We start from the raw sequence: 24,509 nt of genomic DNA on the forward strand, positions 1-24,509 counted from the left end.
ACAAAAGGAGTGTACATGAACTTTGGAATCATCGGCAGTGGAAGTTGGGCAACGGCATTGGTGAAAATGTTGACGGATGGTGGCCGCACGGTTAACTGGTGGGTGCGCAGTGGAGAAGCCATTGAATACATCCGGTCGCGGCACCACAACCCAAACTATCTTGCTTCGGCGTATTTTGACGTATCACTGTTGCGCATGAACGAAAATGTGCACGATGTGATCGAAGCCTCTGATGTGATTGTGCTGGTGGTGCCTTCGGCTTACATACAGGAAGTGCTGAATGAACTGCGCCCCGAGCAGTTGCGCGGTAAAAAAATATTATCGGCCATCAAAGGCCTGGTGCCTGGCCCCGACCTGTTGCTGAACGATTACCTGCACCAGCAATTTAATTTCCCGATCAACGATTATTTTACACTGCTCGGCCCTTGCCACGCCGAGGAAGTGGCTTCCGAGAAGTTATCCTACCTCACTTTTTCCGGTGTGGACCGGGAGCAAACCGAGGCCATTGCTGCTGCGTTTACCACGCCTTATATCAATACCATCGTCAACGATGATGTGCTGGGCGTGCAATACGCCGCGGTGCTGAAAAATATTTATGCATTGGGTGCAGGTATTGCGCATGGACTGGAATATGGCGATAATTTTTTAAGCGTATATATTGCCAACAGCGCCGATGAAATGGCTTCGTTCCTGCGCAACGTAGGCGCCCAACATATTGTGGTGGGCGAACACCACACCAACCCGGTTACGCAACAACGCGACCTCAATTATGCCGCTTCGGTTTACCTCGGCGATCTGCTGGTTACCTGTTATTCGCCCTATAGCCGCAACCGCACATTTGGCAACATGATTGGCAAAGGCTACACGGTGCAAAGCGCCCAACTGGAAATGAACATGGTGGCCGAAGGATACAATGCTGCCAAGTGCATGTTTAACATCAACAAAAAGATTGGTGCCGATATGCCCATTGCCAGCACCATTTATAAAATACTTTGGGAACGGGTGCATCCGCGGAAAGGCTTTGCAGCAATTGAAAAGGTGATGACCTAATCAATGTAGGATGCTCTGTTGTTTTTTGAAATGCAGGTCTGCATTAAAACAAAACCGACTTTGTGCAGTCACTGATGTTTGTTGCGGGGCAACTGTTTAGTTGCCCCTGTAAGTTGAGTAACCATAAGCCGAAAGGGTAATAGGCACGTGGTAATGCTCCTTGTCTTTGATCTCAAAGGCTACTTCAATAAAGGGGTAAAACGAATTCATTTTCCGCAACTGAAAATATGGCTGCGTGTAAAATGTAAGTTTATAAACGCCGGTGTTGCCGGTGCCGGGTAGCAGGTCCTTGATCCGCCCGTTAGCGTCCGTTTGTTTTTCTGCGATTTTGTTCCAGAGATTGCCTGCTGCATCCCATTTATCCAGCCTGATGGTGACGCCAGATGCGGGCTGCCCCAGCGATACATCGAGGATATGGGTGGATAACTGGAACTCCTGGGCCTGCGCTGTGTATGCCCCAACAAAAAACAAAACGGCTAAAAATAATTGCTTCATGCCAGTACAACCTTCGGCGCACCAAATGGTTGACTGCACTAATCGCTGCTCCAACTATTTAACGATTTCAAAAACATTTGCCCGCTACACAAATAATTCCGCAGCAATGCCATCTGCCCGCAACATGCCGTCATCGGTGAGTTGAATGTTCGATCCGGTTATTTGTAACAGGCCTCGTTGTGCAAACTTTGTTACTTGTCGCTGTATGTTTTCGGCTGCACTTTGGCCCCAGCGGCTGGCTACCACATCCAGGTTAAGACCCTCTGCCGTCCGTAGCGAAATCATCAGGTGTTCGTTCAACTGCTGCTCCGGTGTGAGTACTTCTATTTCAAAAGGCACGGTGCCCCCTTCCAATGATTGTATGTAAACATTGTTGTTGGCCACATTCCACTGCCGGCTGGTACCGTTGAACGAATGCGCCGATGGGCCAAGGCCCAGGTATTTTTCACCACGCCAGTATGATGAATTGTGGCGGCTGCGCCAACCGGGCAAGGCAAAGTTGGACACTTCGTAATGCTCGTAGCCGGCCGCTTTCAGCCATTGCATCAGCAGCAAGAACTGGTGGGCCTGTTGCTCATTGTCCACGTCCACTTTTTGCTTGCGCTCAATTTGTTTGTGCAGCGGCGTTTTTTCTTCCACCGTCAGTGCATAGCAGGAGAGGTGCGGAATGTTGAGGGTCAGCGCCTGGTCTACATTTGCTTTCCATGCAGCATCATCAAGGCCAGGCGTACCATAAATAAGGTCGATGGAAATATTGTACAAACCGGCAGCCTGCGCCATCCGTATGCTGTCCAATGCCTGGGTCGCATTGTGTGCCCGGTTCATCCAGCGCAGGTCGGGTTCCCTAAAACTTTGCACGCCCATGCTCAGGCGGTTGATGCCCGCCGACTTCCAAGCGTCAAGTTTTGCTGCAGTAATATCATCGGGGTTTGCTTCCAGCGTAATTTCTGCATCTGGCAAAACTGTATACTGCTCCCTGATGGTTTGCAGCAAAAAAAGGATCTCGTCACCCTCGAGCAGGCTGGGCGTGCCGCCGCCAAAATAAATGGTTGCCAACGACTCGCCTTGCAGGTAGGGCTTTTGGATGACAGCTTCTTTTGCCAGTGCCGCCACCATTGGAGTTTTGTACCGCAGCGAGGTGGTAAAATGAAAATTGCAATAGGCACATGCCTGCCTGCAAAAAGGTATATGCAAATAAATTCCGGCCAAATGCGTTAATGGGAGTTGATGTGTTTGTTGAACCCGAAAACAAACGGCTAAAAGGCGTCCCGAAAAATATCTTTGTACACCCCGCTTTCTTCGTGTCTTTGTGGTTCAAAAAACTGTTTTAATAATTTTACCGGCCTTGCAATCCCTCCGTTTATACCTTCTGATTTGTTCCTTCCTGGTCGTTGCTGTTGCCAAAGCACAGGGTTACGAGGTGCGTTACTTGCGGGCCGATACTGCCGGAGGACCGTTGCCCTCCTTTTTGCAACGCAAATTTACGGTACAATACGAAGCCGCCACTTATTTACAAAAGCTACCCACGGACCTGCAGTCGCGGGGATATCTCGCCGCTTCGGTAGACTCTGTTCGGTTCGATTCGCTGGCTGCGGAAGTGGCGCTGTACCTGGGCGAGCAATACCATTGGGCAACCATCCGCACCGCGCCGCAGGATGCTGCGCTACTCGATGCGCTGCGCTGGCCTTCGGGCGGGCTGGCGCAAAAGCCGCTCAATTGGGAACAATGGGCCGGCTGGCAGCAACGTATTTTGGATTACCTGGAAGAACGTGGACACCCGTTTGGCAAAGTGCAGCTAGATAGCATGATGCTGGAAGCAGGCACCGTTTCGGGGCAGCTGCTGATTGATCGCGGGCCGGCTTATACCATTGACAGCTTACGGATTGTGGGCAACGCACAGGTGCGCCCCGAAGTGCTGGAGCGTTACCTGGATATGCCAAAAGGCAGCGCTTATAACCGGCGCAAACTGGAGGCCATTTCGGCCCGCATCCGCGAGCTGGCTTATGTGCAGGAAACGGCACCGGCCACCGTGTCGCTGCAGGGCACCGGCGCTATCATCAACCTGCACCTGCAGCCCCGCAAAAGCAGCCAGCTCAATGCGCTAGTGGGTTTTTTACCCAATAGCAAAGAAGGCGGTACCAAAATGCAGTTTACCGGCGAGGCCAATGTGCTGCTGCGCAACAGCTTGGGTGCCGGTGAAACCATTGGCCTGAATTGGCAGCAGTTGCAGGTGTCGTCGCCGCGGCTGACGTTGTTGTACCAACACCCTTACTTGTTTCAATCGCCGGTGGGCCTGCTGTTTAATTTTGAAATGCTGCGCAAAGACTCATCTTGGCTCAACCTGAATTTTAATTTTGGCGGCACTTATGCTTTGGGGGGCAACCGTACGGCATCCATTTTTTTACAACGCAGGCAAACCATTCTCAGTACGGTTGATACCGCCGCCATCAAATTTTCCAGAAGGCTGCCGCTTTTGGCCGATGTGGCTTCCAATAACCTTGGCGTATCGTACACCGTAACTACTACCGACTACCGCTTTAATCCTCGGCGCGGCTGGGAGTTTTCAGTAACCGGAACTGCCGGTACCAAAAAAGTACGGCGCAACAGCCAGGTGCTGGAAATTAAGGATACCAGTTTTAACTATGCCCGGCTGTATGATACGGTAAAACTCAGCACCTATCAACTGCGGATGACGGCCATGGCCGCCCGTTATACGCCTATGGGCAAGCAGTCGGTGCTGAAAACCGGGGTCAATGCCGGGATGTTTCAAAGTGGGTCGTATTATTTCAACGAACTGTTCCAGGTGGGCGGCTACAAATTGTTGCGGGGCTTTACAGAAGAAAGTGAGTTCCTGTCGCACTACCTGGTGGGTACCGCCGAATACCGCTACCTCATTGGGCCTAATTCGTACTTTTTTGGTTTTGTAGATGGCGGATGGGGCCGCAACAATGCGGCTGGGGGCGTCAATTATAAATATATTGGCACCGGCCTGGGGCTGTCGCTGGAAACGGGTGCCGGCATTTTTAACCTGGCCTGGGCAGTGGGCCGAAGAAATGATACTGAGCTGAACCTGCGGCAGTCGAAGGTGCACCTGGGGTTTGTCAATTATTTTTAGGCACGGTTCGGTGCTGGTCTGGCCACTTTGAGTGGCCTGACCAGTATCTTCGCCGCCGATTCAACAGATCCGTGAAATTTTTCTTTACCATATTAATATGCATGGCCGGTTTAGCCGGGTGGACGCAAGCGGGAACTGACAGCGCAGTTGTGCCTGCGCCCCGCCCCGTCGACTCGGCTGCCCTGGCCAGGGCAGCCGCTGCACAAGCCCGGATCGACTCTGTGCGGAATGCTTTTGTACAGGATTCGCTGCAGCAGGTGCGCCGCCGCGATAGTGTGCGGCAAAACGAGTTGCAGGCATTTATGCGACAGGTGCATAGCGGCCGCTACAACCAGCACCCGTACCTGCGTTTTACCGGCGCCGAACGCCGCATTTCGGAAGTAAAACAGTGGCAGGGAAAAGAAGGGCTTTTTTATGGCATCGTGGCGCTGATCCTGATTTTTGGTGTGCTGCGCAATGCGTTTCCCCGTTACCTGTCCGACCTGTTTCGCACTTATTTCCGCACCACTATCCGGCAGCGACTTAATAAGGAACAAGTAGCCAATGCGCCGCTGCCGTCGCTGCTGTTCAATGTTTTGTTCTTTTTATCTGGGGCAATGTTGTCGGCGTTGCTGCTGCAGCATTTCCGGCTGGGCGTTTCCATCCCGTTCTGGCAACTGTTCCTGTATTGCCTGGCGGCACTGGCCGGTATTTACCTGGTAAAATTTATTGTGCTCAAATTGTTTGGCTGGCTGCTGCGGGCCGCGGCGGCTACCAACACTTATATTTTCGTGGTGTTTACCACCAACAAAATCATGGGCATACTTCTTTTGCCCCTGATCCTTGGGCTGGCATTTACCGGCGGCAACCTGTTCGAAACCTTCCTTGCCATTTGCCTGGCGGTGGTGGGCGGGTTGTTTTTATACCGCTATTACCTGTCCTTTGTTTCGGTGCACCGGCTGCTCCGCATCAACCTGTTTCACTTTTTGTTATACCTGGCGGCGCTGGAAATTGTGCCTTTGTTGCTGATTAACAAACTGATGGTTCAGTTTTTTGCACAAACACCTTAACTTTGCGCCAACTTCCATACCATATATGGCAAAAAACGGGGATCAAATGGCACGTGGAAAAGGAGCGAAAAAAATCCTGATTACACAGCCCAGGCCAGAAAGCGAAAAGTCGCCTTATTTTGAACTGGGCAGGAAATATGAAGTTGAACTGGATTTTCATCCATTTATTCAACTCGAGGGTATTCCTGCAAAAGAGTTCCGCAAACAAAAGATCGACATCCAGGCACATACGGGTGTGATTTTTACCAGCCGCAACGCAATTGATCATTTTTTCCGCCTGTGCGAGGAAATGAAAGTCACCGTGTCGCAGGAAACCAAATACTTCTGCATTACAGAGGCGGTGGCGTTGTACCTGCAAAAATTCATCCTGTACCGCAAGCGTAAAGTGTTTTACGGCGCCGACGGCAGCAACAAAAGCCTGTTTGATGTGATCAACAAGCACAAAGGCGCCGAGAAATTTTTGTATGTGTGTTCCGAGAACCAGCAGGACAGTGAAATCACCGGCTGGCTGAAATCGAATGGCTGTGATTTTTCACTGGCGTTTATGTACCGCACCAAAAGCTCGGATGTAAAAGAGATCCTGTCGGAAAACGAGTACGACGTGATCTGCTTTTTTACTCCCAGCGGTGTTCGCAGCTTGTTCGACAACCTGCCTACTTTTAAACAAAACGGAACCGTGATTGGTGCCTTTGGCAACAACACTTCCAAGGCGGTGGAAGAATCGGGGCTGACCCTGGGCATCAAAGCACCCCAGCCACAAGCTCCATCCATGGTTGCTGCGCTGGACCAGTTCCTGGCTACATCGAACGGTAAAAAATAAACTGCTTGCAAGTAAGATATTGGCATCCTGCCCCATCACGGGGCGGGATGTTCTTTTTTGTGCAGCGCCGGCACAGAAATGCAAATTTATAATTAGTATTTTTTGCCAATCGACGCTTCTTTTTTCAACAGTTTTTCCACGAAACAGGAGCGCCAAGATTGTTTTTAGCAAACCTTGCCCAAACGGGGCAGCAACATAAAAGAACAGTTTGTAATATCGGGGTAAGTAAAAAGCCTGACGGTGCCACAAGGGGATACCTTCATGCCGATGAAACCGTTGCCTGACCGATGGTCTATAATGCCAAAGCCAGCGGTTTGCAGCGTCTTATTTTTATTTTACAATTGCATGCAATATTTGAAAATAAGTACCGTTTTTGAAAATGTGCCTGCATAATGGACTTAGGAAATGAGAAAAAATAATACTAACCTTGTATCTTCAAAAGATTATATTTGCCCAATACCCTTGAGTATGAAAATGAAAAACCATTACTACACGCTCACCGCCATTGCCGCGTTGTTCCTGGCAAGTTGTGGCGCATTAGGAAAAAAAGACAGAGGTGGCGCACTGCCTAACGACGGGCAGCTGCACGGGATTGCACCCGGCAACCGCTACGTTCTACCCAAGCCTCCCGGCATGGTGTATATCCCTCAGGGAACGTTCCATATGGGCCCTTCCGATGAAGATCCTTCTTATGCTTTTAGTGCACGAAACCGTTCGGTTTCGATTTCTGGTTTCTGGATGGATGCCACCGAAATCACCAACAACGAATACCGCCAGTTTGTGTGGTGGGTTCGCGATTCGATCATTGCCAAAAAACTGGGTTTTGTAAAAACCGGTGCTGACGGCATTGAGTATGTGGACCAGCAGAAGATGAAAAGCTTCAAGTGGAACGATCCAAAATCGATCGAGCAGCTGAGCTCTACCGATCTGATCCTTTCGCCTGAAGACCGCATCATGGGCAAAAAAGAGATCGATGCCTCTAAAATGGTGTATCATTCAGAAACATTTGACCTGAAAGAAGCTGCCAAGCGTGAAAACGCCGGCAAGCCCCGCTCTCAGTTTATTGTAAAAAAAGACGTACGCATTTACCCCGACACGTTGGTTTGGATGCGTGACTTCTCGTACTCGTACAACGAACCGATGACCAAGCGTTATTTTTCGCACCCTGCATTTGGCAACTACCCGGTGGTAGGTGTTAACTGGCAGCAGGCATCGGCGTTCTGCGAATGGCGTACACATTACCTCAATGCGTGGCTCGAAGGCAAAAAGCGGGCACAGGAGTCTGACTTCCGCCTGCCAACCGAAGCACAGTGGGAGTATGCAGCCCGCGGCGGACGTTCGCAATCGATGTTTCCCTGGGGTAACTACTACCTGCGCAACAAAAAAGGTTGTTTGCTGGCCAACTTCAAACCCGGCCGTGGCAACTACCCCGAGGATGGTGGCTTTTACACAGTACGTGCCGATGCTTATTGGCCCAACGATTTTGGCCTGTATTGCATGAGCGGCAACGTGGCAGAATGGACTTCTTCTATTTACTACGAAGGCGGTTACACTTTCCAGCACGATATGAACCCCGATGTTCGTTGGAATGCAAAAGACTCCGATCCTCCGAAAATGAAGCGTAAAGTATTGCGTGGCGGTAGCTGGAAAGACGTAGGTTACTACCTGCAGACCGGCAGCCGTACCTACGAGTACCAAGATTCTACCAAGTCGTATATCGGCTTCCGCACTGTTATCGATCTTCCTGCCCAAGCACAGCGTTAATCACATTCTTATCAAGCATCTTATTTATAAGCAAGAGACAACCTTTTAACTGGGGTTGCCTCTTGCCTGTACCTACCTTTTTATAAAAATCCAAACAAAGTTTCAAAACACAGTTATTTATGGCAGCTGCTATTCCTCCCAAAGTGAGCAAAATTGTTGACGTTTTCGTTTCTGTCGCTGCGGCGATCGTAATCTGGGGTGCCCTCCGCAAGATCCTGCACGCACCTGATGCGGACATCTGGCTGAAGATTGGTTTGACCACCGAAGCCCTCGTGTTCCTGGTTTATGGTATCCTGTACCTGCGCTATCCTGCAGTTAGCGACGGCCACGGCCCTGCGCTGAAAGCCGCACCTGCAGTACCCAACGCCACCGGCGCACTGGACAAAGCCCTGGTTGATGCCGACATCACTCCAGCTAACCTGAACCGCCTGAGCGAAAACTTTAAAAAACTCAACACCACCGTAAGCAACATGAGCAACATTTCTGATGTTGTTTCTGCAACCGGCGATTACACCACCAAAACCCGTGAAGTTACCGCAGCACTGGCCCAGGTAAAAGACGCTTATGTAGGTGCCGCCAACTCGGTAGGTGCATTCAACAGCGCTTCTGAAGGTGCTAAAGTTTTTCACGACCAGGTTCAGGTGCTGACCAAAAACCTGTCTTCGCTCAACACCATTTATGAACTGGAGCTTCAGGAAAGCAACAACCACCTGAAAACCCTCAACTCTTTCTACGGTCGCCTGGCTGAAACCAGCAATGCAATGCTGAGCTCTGCCGAAGACGCTAAGAAAGTACAAGAGCAGGTAGGTTCGTTGGCCAATAACCTGGGACGCCTCAACAGCATTTATGGCAACATGCTGAGCGCAATGCAAGGTCGTTAATACGGGCTTGTTTGCACATTGATTTTACAGAGGAGAATAGCTAATATTTATATACTGTAAGATCCAAAATCCTGAATACCACTTTATAAATTTCCAGCAAATAGCATTATAATATTATGGCACTACCTGCAGAGCCGAGGCAGAAGATGATTAACCTGATGTACCTGGTACTGACGGCCATGCTGGCCCTCAACGTATCGGCGGAAATCCTCAATGCCTTTAAAACGGTTGACAGAAGCTTGACGTCGACCAATAATACCATCAACAACTCAACGGAGACCATCATGGCTTCGTTTGAAGAGAAAAAAAGCGAACCGGAAAGCGCTGCCAAAGCCGCCGAATGGGCGCCCAAAGCAGCTCAGGCCGTTCAGCTCACCAAAGGTCTGAACGATTATATCAATCAGTTGAAGCAAGACATCCTGAAAGGTGCCGGCTTCAACCCCGCTGAAAACGGTGACTCTACTTTTAAAGAAGACAACCAGGATGTAGCTACCCGCATCATGGTAGAAGAAGGAAAAGGAAAGGAACTGTACACCCGCCTGGATCAATACAAAAAGCAAATGGCTGCTATTGCGCCTGAGCTGGGTACACAGGTGAACAACTACCTGAAGCAAATTGACCTGAACATTCCGGAATCACGTAACAGCAGCGTACGTACCTGGGAAGGCACTTACTTCCACATGGTGCCTACCGTTGCGGCACTCACCATGTTGTCGAAATTCCAGAACGACGTTAAAACCTCTGAAAACCGCGTGGTTTCCCTGTTTCACGAGCAGGTGGGCCAGGTAAAAGTTCGTTTTAACCAGTTCGCGGCCATCGTTGGTCAAAGCTCCAACTACCTCATGCCCGGCCAGGAACTGCAGATCAATGCAGGTATTGGTGCCTTCAGCACTGATGCAAAACCTGTCGTTCAAATTGGCGGTGCTACTGTGCCCATCAACGAAGAAGGCATGGCGGTTTGGAAAACCAATGTTAGCTCGATGGGTACCAACTCCATCCCGGTTACCATTCGTTATGTAGACCAGGACGGCAATCCTAAAACCATTACCAAAGCAATTGAGTACACTGTTGGCCAGGCCAACGCCTCTATTGCCCTGGATAAAATGAATGTACTCTACATTGGCGTAGACAACCCCATTACCATTGCAGCCTCCGGTGGCGGCGATGATAAAGTACAGGCCACAATATCCGGTGGCGGTGGTTCGTTAACACGTGTAGGCAACGGTAAATACATTGCCAAGGTAAACAGTCAAACCGACGACTGCCGCATTACGGTATCGGTGGATGGCAAAGTGGTAGGTGCATCTACCTTCCGCACACGCAACATTCCTGATCCGATCGGTTCAGTTGGCGGTTATGCTTCGGGCGACAATGTACCAGCTGGTGCGTTCAAAGCCCAGGCCGGTGTAGCAGCTTACATTAAGGATTTTCCTTTTGACCTGAAATACACCGTAACGCAGTATACCATTGCCGCCGACACAGACGACGGTGATATTGTGGAAGCTACTGTTCAGGGCAACGCCTGGAACACAGAAGCACAGCGCATTGTAAGAGGTTTGACCCCCGGTAAAACCGTTACCATCGATCTGAGAGCAGCTGGTCCCGACGGCCGCAGCCGCAAGTTGCCTTCATTGGTTTATTACATTAAATAATTGAAGCGTATGAAACGCCAACTCATAAAAATCAGCCTTTTTCTCCTGTTGGTTACTGTTGCAGTAGCTGAGGTGCAGGCGCAGCGCACCCCGCGCCGCCGTGCCAACACTACCGGCACCACAGGCAATACCCAAACGGGTGATGCCGGCCAGCAACAAACCCAGCAGAACAACAATGCTGCTGCACCTTCTGGCTACAATCCTTATGGAAACATTCCCATTGAAGTAGACAAAGGTTCGGTGTACAGCGATAGCGCAGCCCGTTCGCTCCGCCAGGATGGTGCTTATGATAAAAGCATGCTCAACGACCGCACTCCGCTGCCGTACGAGCACCTGCGCTGGGACGATGCCCTTTTTGCAGAAAAAGTATGGCGCGAAATTGACCTGCGGGAAAAAATGAACATGCCGTTCCGCTACCAGGGCCAGGATGATAACGGTAACCAAACCTTTATCGAGATCCTGCTCCGTGCAGTGCGCAGCGGCCAGGTAACAGCTTTTAGCCCTAATGATGATCGCTTTACCACTCCACTCGATTCGATGAGCATCAGCAGCCTTACTGCAGGTGGCGCCGCCGATACCGTGCCCGTTCGTGACATTAACGACCCAAATAAGATCGTTAAGTATACCGTAACACAAGCTTCTTTCGATCCCAACTCAGTAATGAAGTTTCGTCTGAAAGAAGAGTGGGTGTTCGACCGCGAAGCAAGCCGCATGTTTGTGCGTATTATTGGTATTGCGCCGCTGAAAACCTTGTACCTGCCCAATGGACAGGAGCGTGGTTCGTCGGTAATGTTCTGGGTGTATTACCCCGATCTGCGCCCCGTCCTCGCCAACAACGATGTGTACAACCCCAAGAACATGGGTATGCACCGCATGACGTGGGAGGAATTGTTTGAGGCCCGTATGTTCTCTTCTTATGTAATCAAGAGCACGTTGGACAACCCGAACAACCGCACCATCCGCCAGCAAATTAAGGACCCGATCCTGGCGCTGCTGGAAGGCGAGAACATCAAAGAACGCATCTTCAACTACGAGCAGGATCTCTGGTCGTACTAATAAAGGATTAATTTTTAAAACGAAAACCCGCAGCGAACACTGCGGGTTTTTTATTATTTAAACTGAGGTGAAGTAGGTGTAGAATCAGGCACTTCTGAATTTTAGCATAGCGATAAAATTCTGCCGACAACGGTAAGCCAAAGCTTTGGTTAATCAGCGTTGCAGGGAATCTGCTTCTTGTAAAAGCTTATCCATCAAATTATTAAACAAGAACAAAAGCAGTAACGTAATTCGATGCCAGTCAAAATGCGCAGTATTTCCATGTGGAAAACATATTTTCAAATTGCGGGAAATACCTGATTTCCGTAACCACCAAAGCGCCTACTTTTACATCGGTTTTTCATAGGATATTGGATTTTAAACGGGGCTGGATTTCTATCCGGCCCCTAATTTTTTTATTGCGCTTGCTGCGCAGTTTCATTTCCCTCGCTGAAATAATTCAATATAATTTTTGCCTTCGAGGCACCCACTACTTTTGCAATCGCTTCTTCCGGCTGTTTGCGTACGCCGTTCACCGACCGGAAAGCTTTGAGCAACTGGCTGGCAGTGTTTTTACCGATGCCCTTGATTTCTTCCAGCTCGTTCTTAAACGTTCCTTTGCTGCGTTGGTTGCGGTGAAAGGTGAGGCCGTAGCGGTGCACTTCATCGCGGATGCGGCGGATCATTTTATGGCTGGCGCTGTCAAAGGGCAGCTTTAAACTTTGCTGATCGCCCACAAAAAACAGTTCCTCTTCATTTTTTGCCAAACCCACAAGCGTCATGGTGCCGGAAAGGTCGAGTTCTTCAATGGCCTCCTGCGCCGCATTTAACTGCCCTTTGCCGCCATCAATGATTACCAGCTGCGGAAAGGTTCGTTTCTCTGCCTTCAGGCGCTTATATCGGCGGTACACCGCTTCTTTCATCGAAGCAAAGTCGTTGATGCCCTGCACCGTTTTGATATTGAATTGGCGGTAATCCATTTTACTGGGCTCGCCGTATTTAAAACACACCATTGCCGACACCGGGTAGCTGCCCTGAAAGTTGGAGTTATCGAAGCATTCGATGTGGATGGGCAGGGCCGGCAGTTGCAGGTCGCGTTGAATCATTTCCAAAATGGGCGTCTTGTCTGCACTTTGGGCGCCCAGTTTCAGGCGGTCGGTCTTCTTTTGTTCGTCAATAAAATACTGTACGTTCTTTTCCGAAAGCTCCAGCAATTTCTTTTTGTCGCCGCCTTTCGGGATGGTGAGGGTCGTGTCAGGTTCTTCGTATTCCAATTCAAAAGGCACTACCAGTTCTCTTGCTTCGGAACCAAACGTGGTGCGCAGTTGTGCCATGGCAAACGCCAGCACTTCCGGTTCGCCTTCGTCCAGCTGCGCTTCCAGTTTCAAGGTTTTTGTTTGAATAATGGCGCCGTTCTGCACCATCAGGTAATTGACGTAAGCAATGCCGTCGTCTTTTTTTATGGAAAAAACATCGAGGTGTTCGTAGCTGGTGCTTACCACAATGGAGCGGGCCTGGTAACTTTCGAGGTAAGATATTTTCTTAAGCGTTTGCTCTGCCTTTTCAAACTCCAGGTTTTGCGCATGGCCTTTCATTTCGGCCTTGAAATGCTGGATCACCGGGCCGAGGTTCCCGCGCAGCAGGTTTTTTACCTGCTGGATATTTTCATTGTAATCTTCCAAAGATTGCCGCGCTTCGCAGGGGCCTTTGCAGTTGCCCAGGTGGTACTCGAGGCAAACCTTGAATTTGCCTTTTTCAATGTTTTTCGGCGTTAGCGGCAACGGGCAGGTGCGCAGCGGAATGGTTTGCTTGATGAAATTTAGCAGGTCCCGCACTTTGCCCACCGATGTGTAAGGACCAAAATACTGTGCGCCATCGGGCAGCTTTTGGCGGGTAAGGTACACCCTTGGAAACTCCTCGTTTTTGATAACGATATACGGATAGGTTTTATCGTCTTTGAGGTTAATGTTGAACATGGGCTGGTACTGCTTGATCAGCGAGTTTTCCAGCAGAAAAGCATCCTGCTCCGAGTTTACGATCGTAAACTCGATGCGGGCAATGCGCTTCACCAGTTCGTGGGTTTTGTAAGTGGTGTATGTTTTATTAAAATAAGAAGAAACGCGTTTGCGGATGTTTTTGGCTTTGCCTACATACAACAGCTCGCCGGAGGCATTGAAGTATTTGTAAATGCCCGGGTTTTGCGGCAGGGTAGGCGCTATATGTTGAAATTCAGGTTGTGTCATAATAGGTTGCTGGCGAAATAAAATCGACCAAGTAACGGGTGTTCCAATTTTCCCTGTCTTAAACGAGATAAAGGCTTTGGACGTATTTTGTTCCTGTTAAACTAACGGTGAACATCAATGCATCGCCAACGTTTGAATCTTTTGAATAACTGGAGCCAATGGAACCTTCTTCAATTATTCTGCCGAAGGGTAGGGTCCCCACCAAACTTCGGCCGTTTGAACGTCATCGGCAGCGCCAGCACGGGAAACGGTGGTAACCACCTGGAACCGGCGGCCCACTTCCCACAACATTTTCTTTTGCACCGAGCTGTCGCCTTTGTCGATGATCTGGTTGATAAAAATAGTCCGCACCGCATCGCCTTCAGTAGCATTGGGTTCAATAGTTACGTCTTGCTGCAGCACCGGCCCGTCTTCGTCTTTGGGCTTATAGGAAAAAACGGCCAGCTTCAGCATGTCATCGTAGTGGCGGGTTTCGGTGTATTCATCGCGCCATTTGTCGGAGGCAATATCGGGCACTGCCAGAAAATCGGCAGCGGCTTTGCGAAACGCTACGCGGTGCAGGAATGTGGTGTCGGAAACGCCGTCGCGCCGCACAATCTGGCGCAGCGGGTACAGTGACGAATCGATATGCGACACCTGGCTATGGAGATAAGAGGAAACCGGGAAAAACTCAACCGCCTCTTCGCTGCTTTGGCCGCCCGAGCAGGAAGCCAAAACCAGCAGGGCCGCCAGCGGCAGCAATTCTTTTATCATATTGCAAAAATAGTTGGAAGACATGGAAGGGCGAAGTCGGATGTCGGAAGGGAAAGTCCGATGTCGGAAGACGGAAGTCCGAAGACAGGAAAGACGGAAGAGACGGAAGAGACAGGAAAGTTGGGCGGTAGAGTCAATGATGTTTTGGTTCAGTCGATGTTATGAAAAAAAAAGTCCTTCAAGCGTTGCGCCATTTGTTGGCGAAAACTCGAAGGACTGTTCAGTATGGTGAAAAAGCAACCGGTTATCTTCTTTTTCGTCTCTACTGTCTCTTCCGTGTTTCCTGTCTTCGGACATCGGTCTTCGGACTTCCGTCTTCCGTCTTCCGACATCGGACTCCTGCCTACCTAATCGTCACACCCACTTTCATCCCGAAATCAAAGAGGTTTTCTTTAACCGGGTATTTTTTTACAAACGAAGAAAGGGCTTGGTAGCGCATTTGCGGGCCTATATGCCATTCGTTTTTACCCGACTGAAATGTGATAAAGGTTTCCACGTTGGTGTTCATGTTCCAGTGGCGGGTAAGCCAGGGCACACGGGCATAGTTCTTATAATCGGCAGTGATCATATACGACCGGTTGCCAATAATATATGTGGGCTGGATGGCTGCTGCCACGTTCCATTTTACTTTTTTGTTGCCCACCACTTCATACTCCAGGCCCACCGGCAGCGATGCCTGGAAATACATGTTCTGCAGCCAGTTAGACATGCTGCCGTTGTTGAAGTTGCGGTAGTTCGACACGGCCCGAACCGAGTCTACACCAAAGCCGTTGCTAAGTGCAATGGTAGCCACTTCGGGGATGTAGGAAAAGGCTTTGATATCGTAGCGGCTGATGTTGAACTGGAAGCCGGAGCGCAGTTTTAGTTTATTGGTCAGCGCATATTTTGCGGCTACGCCAAATTCAAGCCCAAGGTCCGGTTTGTGGATCACCGCGTTGTTGATGTTGTACAGCGCCGAAACCATTGGCGGTGTGCCCGGCGTCAGGAAAGGTCGCTCAAAGGTTTTATTCTCGGAAAGTTTGCGGTAGCTAACAGTAGGCGTTGCAAAAATGCTCCAGCTCAGCAATCGCCTTTTCTGTGCTTTTGGTGCAGTGGCAATGGCGGGTTCCTCTGTTGCGGCAGGAGCGTTTGCCTTAAATGTATTTTGCTGAATGCCATGGAGGCGGGGTTGCATGCTCGTTCTTTCTGCTTGCAGCAAATGCGCCGGCACCGCGCTGTTGCGGGTAGCTGCGGCAGCAAGATCGATGCTTGTTGCTTGCTCGTTGGTTGCAGCCAAAGTGGTAATAAAGTTTTCGGGAAAGAGTTCAGGTGTGGATTCCGTTATTGCTTTATTATCGTTGCGCTGAATTGATGATTTGCTGGTTGCAATTTGTCCAACAATTGGTGCCGTTTCACTAATAGCTCCAGGTGCCGCATTGTTGTTTGCTACAAAAAGGTCAGGTTTTGTTTGAGCTGGAATGGCTATTTGTTGGGCGGACTCTTGTGGAAATGCCGCAGTTTTTTCAACGGGCAGGGTCAGGGTGTACCAGGTAAACAAGCCGCCCGATAGCAGCGTAACACCAGCCAAAAGAAAGGCTGCGACCCTGCGCTTTTTCCGGTTCAGCTCTTTGGATATGTTTTCCCAAACAGCAGCGGATGGCTTCATGCGCAAATCGTCAGCATTATCTTTTAGAAACTGGTCAAAATCGTCTTGGTGAAACTTTCTCTCCATAATCAGTCAGCATTTGCGAGCCGCTTATTTGCTACCGGATGCTGCAATCAGGTAATCCGTTTTTGGTTTCTGAATGATGTTCTTCCGGATCAGCACGTCTTCGAGCATGGCCTTAGCCCTGGTGTACTGGCTGCGGCTGGTGCTTTCTTCAATGTCCAAAATCTGTCCTATTTCCTTGTGCGAAAATCCTTCAATAGCATACAGGTTCAGCACGGTACGGTACCCTATGGGTAGTAACCTGATGCACTCCACCACCTGTTTTGCCTGGATGATGGACGGCACTACCTCATCGCGGGTATGCAAACCGGAGGCCTGCAGTATGTCCACGCTTTCATTAAACTTTTTGTTCTTTTTCAGGATGTTGATACAGGTATGCACCATGATCCGCCGGATCCAGCCTTCAAAAGCGCCCTGGCCTTTAAAGGTGTGGATTTGTGAGAACACCTTAATGAAACCTTCCTGCAACATGTCCTCAGCGTCCTCTCGGTTATGGCCATAGCGGTAGCAAACCGACAGCATTTTTGCGCTGTATTTTACATACAATGCTTTTTGTGCTGATGCCTGTTGTTTCAAACAGCCTTGTACAATGGCTTCCTCGGTCATATATTCCTGGGGGTTGCCTGTAAGTTAGACAAATTTTTGTGCTAAATGCTGCGCCGGCAGGGAAATATTATGGAAGAATGTAAAGTCGGAAAAGGCAGAAAAGACGGGAAAGACAGGAAAGTCCGAAGACGGAAGTCCGCGGTCGGAAGACGGAGGAAGAAGGGGAGATGTAGACCGGTGATGTTATAAAGTAAAAGAGGAAGGCTGTTGTTAATCGTGCCAAGAAGAAACAGTCGCCAACAATCAGTGACTGTCATGCCGAACTTGTTTCGGCATCTCCTTCCAATAGTATACGCTATCAGAAGAAGTAACAGTCTGTCCTTTTCTAAATGTTTCTTAACCGCAAGAAGTTGCCGAAACAAGTTTGGCATGACAACACTACACAAACACCAACATCCTACACAACTAACCGATTTAAAACCACAAAACAAAAAAGCCCCACAGGCATCGAACCAACCGGCCAACACCTGCAGGACTATATCAAAATAAAAATCCGTCTTTTCTGTCTCTACTGCCTTCCCAGTCTTTGGTCCTCGGACTTCCGTCTTCCGTCCTCCGACTACTCCCTACATCCTAACCCGCAGCGCCACCACCACATTGCGGCCGGGGGCCGAAAAGCCGGAGGCAAAAACGCGGTAGTTGCGGTCGAGGATATTCTCTACGTTGGCCTGCAGCACAAGGCGGTCGGTAAACGTATAACCGGTGTTGACATTCAGCGTAGTCCAGGCCGGCATACCATCAGGCGTGGCATATTGCAGGTTGTCTTCGCCATTCGGGTTGTAGTCTTTTGCTTTTTTCCAGCCATTGTACAACGCAAACGCTTCAGCACGCAAACGGCCATGTGTAAACGAAACGGCCGTTTTGCCATACACCGGCGGAATATGATCCATCGGGATGGTGCCCTTTGCCGCATCATCCAATTCTCCCTTGGTGTACGTGAGTGTTGAGTACAGCGATAACCCTTGGGTAACATTCAGCGTAACCGAAGCCTGCGCACCATAGATCGTGGCCTTGTTTACATTCTGGTTGCCAAAAACAGGCACCTGGGCGCCGTTGTAGGCTACAGTTGTTTGCCGATTTAGTGCAAACGGAGCCAGTGCAATGGCATTGCGCAACAGGGTGTAAAATGCGTTTGCTTCGATCTTCACCACATCACCAAATTGCTGTTGCGTACCCAGGTCAAACGTGTACGTGTACTCGGGTTTGATGTCGCGGTTGGGAACAATCAATTGGTTGGCAGCCGTTTCAAAAACCCGTGCGGCATCATCTACATTCGGTGCCCTGAAGCCCGATGAAGCCCCAATGGTGTACCTGCTTTTTGCCGTAGGCATATAAGCCAGCCCAATGTTGCCGGTAACAGCTATATTGTCTTGCTCAATTTCGGTAAATGGAAAACGGAAAAATGAATTGTCGGCAATAGTGCTGCGCAACGAAACCGCCTGCAGGCGCAACCCATCGTTGAGCACCAGTTTACCGCCGGCCCATTTAGCAATATGCTGCGCATATACACCTACGTTATGAAAGCGGTTTTCGCCATTGGGGTAGCGGCTGTCCAACGGGCTTCTCGTTCCGTTGTTGATGTTTTGCTTAAATGCAGTTGATTGCAGCCAATTGAGCTGTGCATCAACACCGGTGGTCAGTTCGTGTTGCTTCCAGTATTTTTTACCATCTACCAATATGTGCACCACATCCAGGTCTTCAATGCGGTTGTCGCGGCTGGCGTTGCGGTAATTGCGCTGGTGCCTGCTTTCTGTCAGTCGCTGGTACGATGCAATGGCCCGCAGGTTGTCGAAGAAACCCGCATCGATAATGTTCAATTCATACGCCGCTAGGCCACGTTTTTGCGGACCATAGTACCACTCTGCATAGCGAAGCGCCCCGTTGCGTACATCCTGCAAGCGGTCGTAGCGTGGAATGTCCGACGAGTTGGACCATTGCAGGTTTAGCCCGTGGCTTACCCGTGCATTTTCCTGAAACAATAATTTCTGCGTGATGTCCATTTGCCGATAACCCGAAAAACGTTGGATGCGGTCGTCGCTGTTTTGCACAATGGAATCAATGCCATTGATGCGGGCCACATACTGGCTGCGTCGGCCAAAATTGGGATACTTATCAGGGTAATTGTCGCCCATGCGTAGGTCGTTGAAATCGCTTACCGTGTAAGATTGCAACCAGGCCCACCGGCGGCTGCCAATGCTGGCATCGGCATGCAACGTACGTTCGTTGGCGGCGCTGCCATAGCGGGCAAATGCGGTGCCGCTGAATGCTGTTTTACCGGTGGTGGAAAGTTGCGGTGCTTTGGTGCGAAACAACACCGCACCACCCAATGCATCGGAGCCATACAACGTAGACGCAGGCCCGTACAACACTTCCACACGCTCCAGCATGTTTTGATCCACTGTAATAGCGCTTTGCAAATGCCCTGCACGGTAAATGGCGTTGTTCATACGAATGCCATCCACCACCAGCAGCACCCGGCTGGCTTCAAAGCCGCGCAGCACCGGCGAGCCGCCACCCATCTGGCTTTTTTGCACAAACACATTGCCGGTGGTTTGCAGCAGTTCGGCCATGGTTGGGGTGTTCAATTGGGCAATGCGTCCGGCCGAAACGACGTCTACTTTTTGTACGATGTTTTTTCTGCGCTCCGCAAATTTGTTGGCGTACAGGATCACTTCTTCCATGTTGCGTTCCGCCAATGTATCGGTTTGGGCAAATGCACCACTCCACAGGCCCAGCGCTGTGGCCAGGCCAAATATTTTCTTCATGTGTGTTGTAAAGTTTAAATAAAACCGTTGCTCGTTCCTGATATAATAAATGCCGCGTTATAGGAGCAGCCATGTATATACGGCGTCCATGTCATGCAGGTGTACCCGCACAGCATTTAGCTAAAAGGCTGTCCTTTTATTTTATGCAAATAGAAATCCTCGGTATGCAGTTTTACTACATACTGGAAATTGTTTTTGAAAACGTTTAAGCTTGGGAAAGGGGCAGCCAGGGCGGCAGCGCATTGGTGTTGGAGAAGGGATTTTTGTATAGGCAAACGGGCCGCATTCGATGCGTAAGCCAAGCGTTCAAGGGAGTTAATAATAAGGCCAATATGGGGATGGCCACCACGCATTGCAACAACAATAAAATCCTGTTGAACAAACCTGCATTGGTACTGTGGTGCACTGCTTTTTCAAGCAACTGCGCTACCGCAGTTTCCATGTCATCAAAGTGGCCGGTAACGGCGATGTAATTGCCGCTGTAAGTAACCTTACTGGCATCGAAAAAGCGGCCCCCGATCTTCAGCTCACGGCCCGGTTCTTCCCAGCGCACCGCATCTTTGTGCAGCACGATGGTTTGCTGCCGCCGGCCTTCCAGCCGCGCCGCAGCCGACACCTTGAGCAGATATTGGGTTGTTTGCAGGCAAAACAGCAGCAGTAGCGGTGCCAGTATCATCCCGGCAATACCCAGCAGGAGCAGCAGTTTATTTTTTCTACGCCACAACATTTCAGACCATAAAAGTACTGGTATTAGCCGCACAAAAAAAAGCCCGGTGCAAAGGAATGCACCGGGCCTAAATACAGAAGGAACGGACTGTTCCGTCCTCGTCATTACATTGTTATACCAGGATGTTGCCGGTCATATCAATAGGCACAGGCAGCCCCATCATGGTGAGGATGGTAGGGGCCACATCGCCCAGTTTGCCGGCTTTAATTTCGCCGCGCCATTCTTTATCAATGATAAACAGCGGTACCAGGTTGAGTGTATGCGCCGTGTTGGGCGAACCATCGGAATTGATCATAAAATCGGCGTTGCCGTGATCGGCGGTAAGGAACACCGTGTAGCCGCTGTTCAGGGCTGCTGTAACCACGCGTTCCACGCAGGAGTCCACCGTTTCTACTGCTTTGATGGCTGCCGAAAACACACCGGTATGGCCCACCATATCGGCGTTGGCATAATTGAGGCAAATAAAATCGGGATTGCCCGCTTCAATTTCCGGAACGATGGCATCGGTCAGTTCAAGTGCACTCATTTCCGGCTGCAGGTCGTAGGTGGCCACTTTCGGCGATGGCACTAAAATGCGGCTTTCGCCATCAAAAGTGGTTTCGCGGCCGCCGCTGAAAAAGAACGTAACGTGGGGATATTTTTCGGTTTCGGCAATGCGGATTTGTTTTAATCCCTGCTGCGCAATTACCTGCCCCAACGTATTATCGAGGTTGTCGTTTTTGAAAATGATATGGATATTTTCAAACGTCGAATCGTACTCGGTAATGGTGGTGTAGTACAGGTTCAGTTTTTTCATGCCATACTCCGGCATATCGGCCTGCGTCAGCACTTTGGTGATTTCACGGGGCCGGTCGGTGCGGAAGTTGAAACACAGCACAGCATCGCCATCCTTAATGGGACCAACCGGCAAACCACCTTCCATAATTACGGTTGGCTTGATAAATTCATCGGTCACGCCTTCGGTATAGGCCTGCACCACGGCTTCAATGCCGTTGGCTGCAGTGGTGCCTTTTGACTTAACCATTGCATCGTATGCCAGTTGCACCCGCTCCCAGCGGTTATCGCGGTCCATGGCAAAATAGCGGCCACTAACCGAAGCAATTTTACCCACGGTTTTATCAATGTGCTCCTGCAATTCGGTAATAAAACCCAGCCCGCTTTTGGGGTCGGTATCGCGGCCATCGGTAAATGCGTGGATGAACACATTGGTTACGCCTGCTTCTTTGCAAATGTCGAGCAGCGCCTTCAGGTGGTTGATGTGTGAGTGCACACCGCCATCACTCACCAGGCCCATCAGGTGCAGCGCCTTGCCATTGTTGCGGGCATAATCGAGGGTGGCAATCAGTTCGGGGTTGCGGGCCAAAATGCCTTCGCGGATGGCCACATTAATTCGCTGCAACTCCTGGTACACTACGCGGCCGGCACCGAGGTTAAGGTGGCCTACTTCGGAGTTGCCCATTTGCCCTTCGGGTAGGCCCACGTCTTCGCCGCAGGTGGTGAGCGTGGTATGCGAAAACTTGCCGTAAAGCGACTGTACAAAAGGAACATTGGCGTTCTGGATAGCATCAGCCCCTTTTACCTGGCCGAGTCCCCAGCCGTCCATTATAACGAGTATAACTTTGCGTTGTGCCATGGAGTGGTTTGTTGTTGAATGGCTGCAAAGCTATCGAAAACGTGAAGGTTTTGTTTATTTTGACTGCCTGATCTTTAACAGGTGATTTAGGCATATTTTTCGATCTTACGGGCAAATTTCAGACATGAAAAAATATTTACTCCTGTTAACCCTTGCTTTTTCCATCATTACGCTGAGTGCCTTTGGGCCCGGCCAAAGCATTGAAAGCGTGATTGGCGCTTTGCGCAATGGTAATACCTCCGAGTTGTCGCGCTATATGGATGGCAACCTGGATATTTCGATGCCGAACAAAACGGACACGTACAGCAAGGCGCAGGCCGTGCTGATCCTGAAAGATTTTTTTGCCCGCAACGGCGTCACCGGTTTTGAAGTAAAACACAAAGGCGATAACAAAGGCAATGAATATTGCATTGGTATGCTCAACACCAAATCGGGTACCTATCGTACTACGGTGTTTATGAAAGCCGATGGCGGTAAACAACTGATTAAGGAAATACGCTTTCAGCCCTAACCGGTGCGTTGCAGGAGTTAAAGAACATAAAAATGGCCTACCGGTTGGTAGGCCATTTTGCTATGTGTATGTTTAGCGCTTTGCTTTTGATTTTGCTTTAGCGGCAGCTTTGGTCTTTGTTTTCACTGCTGCTTTGGTTTTAGCTTTCGCTGCAGTTTTGCCTTTTGCCTTAGCCGCTACTTTTGACGTCGACTTAGCAGCAGCTTTTTTAGTTATTGCTTTTGCTTTTGTTCCGGTGGTGGCTTTGGTTTTGGTCTTTGCTTTGGCACCTGCCTTTTTTGCCGACTTGCTTTTTTTGGCGGCCCGCCTGTTGCTGTTTTCGGCCGCTTCTTCTTTCAGGCGCTCCTGCTCAATGCGGCGGTTTTCGCGCATCACTTTCCAGTAATCGTTGCCATAGCTCACAAATATTTCGCTGCCCGCAGGTATGTCTTGTTTTGATTCCAAAAACACACGGTCGTTTTCATCGCGGTAATACAGGCAATTGTTGGTGATGCCTTTTACACGGGTAAATCCGCGGGCATCGTTGGCATAGCGTGCCATTGCTTTCAAGGATCGTTTGGCGTCAATTACACGGCCCGGGTGCACGGTAAACAGGTATGCATTATCGTGATCGTGCTCCACTTCTTTCCAAGTGGTAACGCGTCCTTTATACTCAATGATGCGGGTGCCTTTGGGGATAAATTTTTTGGTAAACAAACCTTTGCCGGCGCCGGGCAGGGTGGAGTTTTTAATTACCAGGATGTGTTCCAGTAAAGCCATAATCAACGAAGAAAAGAAAAGGGCGCCAATAAAACAGGAAAGGAGCGATAAATCTTGCGATTTGTGCAACAGGCGCAAGCAAAAAACAGGCGATGAACAAGGCTATATGCTTTGATATATCCGGTTGCCCATCGCCTGTTGCACTACATTAAACAATACCGTTAAGCGAAATTTCATCGAGGAACGACTGCAGCAAACCGGTGTCGGTAAATGCTGTGAACTCTTTTACCTTTTTGGAGCTGCTGTCGCAATGCATGGTTACGTAAAACGCATCCAACTGAAACAAAAACCGGATCATGGGCAGCTCTTTTTGTTTGCCCACCAAAACACCTTCACACATCAGCGCCTTGGTTTTTTCCCCTTCGCTGAGCATAATGAATTGAGATAACTTCATGACCACACAATTTGCATTGCCGGCAAGGGCTGGCAACAGGTTAGTGAATTCGTTGCAAAAAGGCAGATGCAGTGAGGCAGGCACCGGATACTAATCAGTGCACATTAATGAAACGAATAAGCTGAAGCGAATGCAAATGAACCGAACACTTTTCCGAGGCAGATTACTGGTTGCATAATCTTACGATTTAATCTAATGATAGAATCGAGGCCGGGAAATGTAACAGGCTGCCTAAAATGGCAGCAGGGCGAGCTAAATCAGAGCGTTAAGGTAAGCAATTTATAAAAACAGCCTGCAGCAACCGCAGGTTAAATTTTCTTAATAATAGTGTGCCGTTTTGTTTTAAATCTAAAGCCGGCCACCTTTATATAAATGAACCTTAACAACAGGCCTTTAATATTAGGGCATATTTGGTGAATAACGCAAAAGGTTGAATGCCGTATCTTCCGCCTGCATTTTTACCCGTTGTACTTTTCTGCAACTATTGCAAAGCGCAAATAGCGATGCGCAAGGGGATAAACCTGCAAACGAACCTTAACGATGTAAACC

At 49.7% G+C, this 24,509-nt stretch carries 20 protein-coding genes; 9 read left to right on the top strand and 11 right to left on the bottom strand.

The genetic code is table 11. The features are described from left to right. Window positions 1–15 precede the first annotated feature (15 nt). Window positions 16–1,050: an NAD(P)H-dependent glycerol-3-phosphate dehydrogenase gene (locus EPD17_RS06355; protein ID WP_132052721.1), complete on the top strand. Its 1,035-nt coding sequence runs from the start codon at window positions 16–18 to the stop codon at window positions 1,048–1,050. A 96-nt stretch (window positions 1,051–1,146) separates the two neighbouring features. On the opposite strand, the gene uraH is transcribed toward EPD17_RS06355, so the two are convergent. Both uraH and hemW read right to left on the bottom strand, forming a co-directional pair. After that, entirely contained in the window at window positions 1,147–1,545 is a 399-nt protein-coding gene (gene uraH, locus EPD17_RS06360) for a hydroxyisourate hydrolase (RefSeq protein WP_132052723.1), read from the bottom strand. An 84-nt stretch (window positions 1,546–1,629) separates the two neighbouring features. Further along, on the bottom strand, window positions 1,630–2,754 hold the full coding sequence (gene hemW / locus EPD17_RS06365) for a radical SAM family heme chaperone HemW (RefSeq protein ID WP_132052725.1): 1,125 nt from the start codon (window positions 2,752–2,754) through the stop codon (window positions 1,630–1,632). A 136-nt stretch (window positions 2,755–2,890) separates the two neighbouring features. On the opposite strand from hemW, the gene EPD17_RS06370 reads away from it, so the two are divergent. The 7 genes from EPD17_RS06370 (at window position 2,891) to porN (ending at window position 11,882) form a co-directional block, all read left to right on the top strand. After that, window positions 2,891–4,660 carry a POTRA domain-containing protein gene (locus EPD17_RS06370; RefSeq protein ID WP_132052727.1) on the top strand — a complete coding sequence of 590 codons (1,770 nt, stop codon included), beginning with the start codon at window positions 2,891–2,893 and terminating at the stop codon, window positions 4,658–4,660. 101 nt (window positions 4,661–4,761) lie between these two features. Further along, entirely contained in the window at window positions 4,762–5,709 is a 948-nt protein-coding gene (locus EPD17_RS06375) for a DUF4271 domain-containing protein (protein WP_132052729.1), read from the top strand. A 46-nt stretch (window positions 5,710–5,755) separates the two neighbouring features. Next, entirely contained in the window at window positions 5,756–6,529 is a 774-nt protein-coding gene (locus EPD17_RS06380; RefSeq protein ID WP_114236683.1) for a uroporphyrinogen-III synthase, read from the top strand. 468 nt (window positions 6,530–6,997) lie between these two features. Further along, a complete protein-coding gene (porK, locus tag EPD17_RS06385) occupies window positions 6,998–8,293 on the top strand; it encodes a T9SS ring complex lipoprotein PorK/GldK (RefSeq protein WP_240040760.1) in 1,296 nt (431 codons plus the stop codon). A gap of 119 nt (window positions 8,294–8,412) precedes the next feature. Beyond that, a complete protein-coding gene (gene porL / locus EPD17_RS06390; protein WP_132052731.1) occupies window positions 8,413–9,174 on the top strand; it encodes a type IX secretion system motor protein PorL/GldL in 762 nt (253 codons plus the stop codon). A 116-nt stretch (window positions 9,175–9,290) separates the two neighbouring features. Further along, window positions 9,291–10,826 carry a type IX secretion system motor protein PorM/GldM gene (gene porM, locus EPD17_RS06395; RefSeq protein ID WP_132052733.1) on the top strand — a complete coding sequence of 512 codons (1,536 nt, stop codon included), beginning with the start codon at window positions 9,291–9,293 and terminating at the stop codon, window positions 10,824–10,826. 9 nt (window positions 10,827–10,835) lie between these two features. Next, on the top strand, window positions 10,836–11,882 hold the full coding sequence (gene porN / locus EPD17_RS06400) for a type IX secretion system ring subunit PorN/GldN (RefSeq protein WP_132052735.1): 1,047 nt from the start codon (window positions 10,836–10,838) through the stop codon (window positions 11,880–11,882). A gap of 395 nt (window positions 11,883–12,277) precedes the next feature. Here the strand turns inward: porN and uvrC are convergent, their stop codons facing one another. From uvrC to gpmI, 7 genes are all read right to left on the bottom strand, one after another. Continuing rightward, window positions 12,278–14,104, bottom strand: coding sequence for an excinuclease ABC subunit UvrC (uvrC, locus tag EPD17_RS06405; RefSeq protein WP_132052737.1), 1,827 nt, complete (start codon window positions 14,102–14,104; stop codon window positions 12,278–12,280). Between the two features lie 174 nt (window positions 14,105–14,278). After that, the gene (locus tag EPD17_RS06410) at window positions 14,279–14,857 is read right to left on the bottom strand and encodes a hypothetical protein (RefSeq protein ID WP_132052739.1); all 579 of its coding nucleotides are present in this window, start codon (window positions 14,855–14,857) and stop codon (window positions 14,279–14,281) included. Window positions 14,858–15,200: 343 nt separating this feature from the next. After that, a complete protein-coding gene (locus EPD17_RS06415; protein WP_132052741.1) occupies window positions 15,201–16,568 on the bottom strand; it encodes a porin family protein in 1,368 nt (455 codons plus the stop codon). Window positions 16,569–16,592: 24 nt separating this feature from the next. Further along, the gene (locus tag EPD17_RS06420) at window positions 16,593–17,171 is read right to left on the bottom strand and encodes an RNA polymerase sigma factor (RefSeq protein ID WP_114236668.1); all 579 of its coding nucleotides are present in this window, start codon (window positions 17,169–17,171) and stop codon (window positions 16,593–16,595) included. 566 nt (window positions 17,172–17,737) lie between these two features. Further along, window positions 17,738–19,936: a TonB-dependent receptor gene (locus EPD17_RS06425; RefSeq protein ID WP_132052743.1), complete on the bottom strand. Its 2,199-nt coding sequence runs from the start codon at window positions 19,934–19,936 to the stop codon at window positions 17,738–17,740. A 205-nt stretch (window positions 19,937–20,141) separates the two neighbouring features. Further along, window positions 20,142–20,663 carry a hypothetical protein gene (locus EPD17_RS06430; protein WP_132052745.1) on the bottom strand — a complete coding sequence of 174 codons (522 nt, stop codon included), beginning with the start codon at window positions 20,661–20,663 and terminating at the stop codon, window positions 20,142–20,144. A gap of 112 nt (window positions 20,664–20,775) precedes the next feature. Then, window positions 20,776–22,296, bottom strand: coding sequence for a 2,3-bisphosphoglycerate-independent phosphoglycerate mutase (gene gpmI, locus EPD17_RS06435; RefSeq protein WP_132052747.1), 1,521 nt, complete (start codon window positions 22,294–22,296; stop codon window positions 20,776–20,778). Window positions 22,297–22,420: 124 nt separating this feature from the next. Here gpmI and EPD17_RS06440 point away from each other — a divergent pair, with 124 nt between their 5' ends. Beyond that, window positions 22,421–22,807 carry a DUF4783 domain-containing protein gene (locus tag EPD17_RS06440; protein WP_114235771.1) on the top strand — a complete coding sequence of 129 codons (387 nt, stop codon included), beginning with the start codon at window positions 22,421–22,423 and terminating at the stop codon, window positions 22,805–22,807. Window positions 22,808–22,879: 72 nt separating this feature from the next. On the opposite strand, the gene EPD17_RS20095 is transcribed toward EPD17_RS06440, so the two are convergent. After that, complete coding sequence (locus EPD17_RS20095) at window positions 22,880–23,566, bottom strand: SET domain-containing protein (RefSeq protein ID WP_132052749.1); 687 nt, start codon at window positions 23,564–23,566, stop codon at window positions 22,880–22,882. A gap of 148 nt (window positions 23,567–23,714) precedes the next feature. Beyond that, window positions 23,715–23,960, bottom strand: a complete 246-nt coding sequence (locus EPD17_RS06450; protein ID WP_114235773.1) for a hypothetical protein — start codon at window positions 23,958–23,960, stop codon at window positions 23,715–23,717. Window positions 23,961–24,509 lie beyond the last annotated feature (549 nt).

The sequence above is a fragment of the Pseudocnuella soli genome (assembly GCF_004347775.1).
Classification (GTDB): Bacteria; Bacteroidota; Bacteroidia; order Chitinophagales; family Chitinophagaceae; genus Flavisolibacter; species Flavisolibacter aquaticus.

Coding starts and splice junctions, on each gene's coding strand:
- gpmI (WP_132052747.1), bottom strand. CDS start 22,296: ATGGCACAACGCAAAGTTATACTCGTTATAATGGACGGCTGGGGACTC.
- uraH (WP_132052723.1), bottom strand. CDS start 1,545: ATGAAGCAATTATTTTTAGCCGTTTTGTTTTTTGTTGGGGCATACACA.
- EPD17_RS06380 (WP_114236683.1), top strand. CDS start 5,756: ATGGCACGTGGAAAAGGAGCGAAAAAAATCCTGATTACACAGCCCAGG.
- EPD17_RS06375 (WP_132052729.1), top strand. CDS start 4,762: ATGGCCGGTTTAGCCGGGTGGACGCAAGCGGGAACTGACAGCGCAGTT.
- EPD17_RS06450 (WP_114235773.1), bottom strand. CDS start 23,960: ATGAAGTTATCTCAATTCATTATGCTCAGCGAAGGGGAAAAAACCAAG.
- uvrC (WP_132052737.1), bottom strand. CDS start 14,104: ATGACACAACCTGAATTTCAACATATAGCGCCTACCCTGCCGCAAAAC.
- EPD17_RS06415 (WP_132052741.1), bottom strand. CDS start 16,568: ATGGAGAGAAAGTTTCACCAAGACGATTTTGACCAGTTTCTAAAAGAT.
- EPD17_RS06420 (WP_114236668.1), bottom strand. CDS start 17,171: ATGACCGAGGAAGCCATTGTACAAGGCTGTTTGAAACAACAGGCATCA.
- porL (WP_132052731.1), top strand. CDS start 8,413: ATGGCAGCTGCTATTCCTCCCAAAGTGAGCAAAATTGTTGACGTTTTC.
- EPD17_RS06425 (WP_132052743.1), bottom strand. CDS start 19,936: ATGAAGAAAATATTTGGCCTGGCCACAGCGCTGGGCCTGTGGAGTGGT.
- porK (WP_240040760.1), top strand. CDS start 6,998: ATGAAAATGAAAAACCATTACTACACGCTCACCGCCATTGCCGCGTTG.
- EPD17_RS06355 (WP_132052721.1), top strand. CDS start 16: ATGAACTTTGGAATCATCGGCAGTGGAAGTTGGGCAACGGCATTGGTG.
- EPD17_RS06430 (WP_132052745.1), bottom strand. CDS start 20,663: ATGTTGTGGCGTAGAAAAAATAAACTGCTGCTCCTGCTGGGTATTGCC.
- EPD17_RS06440 (WP_114235771.1), top strand. CDS start 22,421: ATGAAAAAATATTTACTCCTGTTAACCCTTGCTTTTTCCATCATTACG.
- EPD17_RS06410 (WP_132052739.1), bottom strand. CDS start 14,857: ATGATAAAAGAATTGCTGCCGCTGGCGGCCCTGCTGGTTTTGGCTTCC.
- porM (WP_132052733.1), top strand. CDS start 9,291: ATGGCACTACCTGCAGAGCCGAGGCAGAAGATGATTAACCTGATGTAC.
- porN (WP_132052735.1), top strand. CDS start 10,836: ATGAAACGCCAACTCATAAAAATCAGCCTTTTTCTCCTGTTGGTTACT.
- EPD17_RS20095 (WP_132052749.1), bottom strand. CDS start 23,566: ATGGCTTTACTGGAACACATCCTGGTAATTAAAAACTCCACCCTGCCC.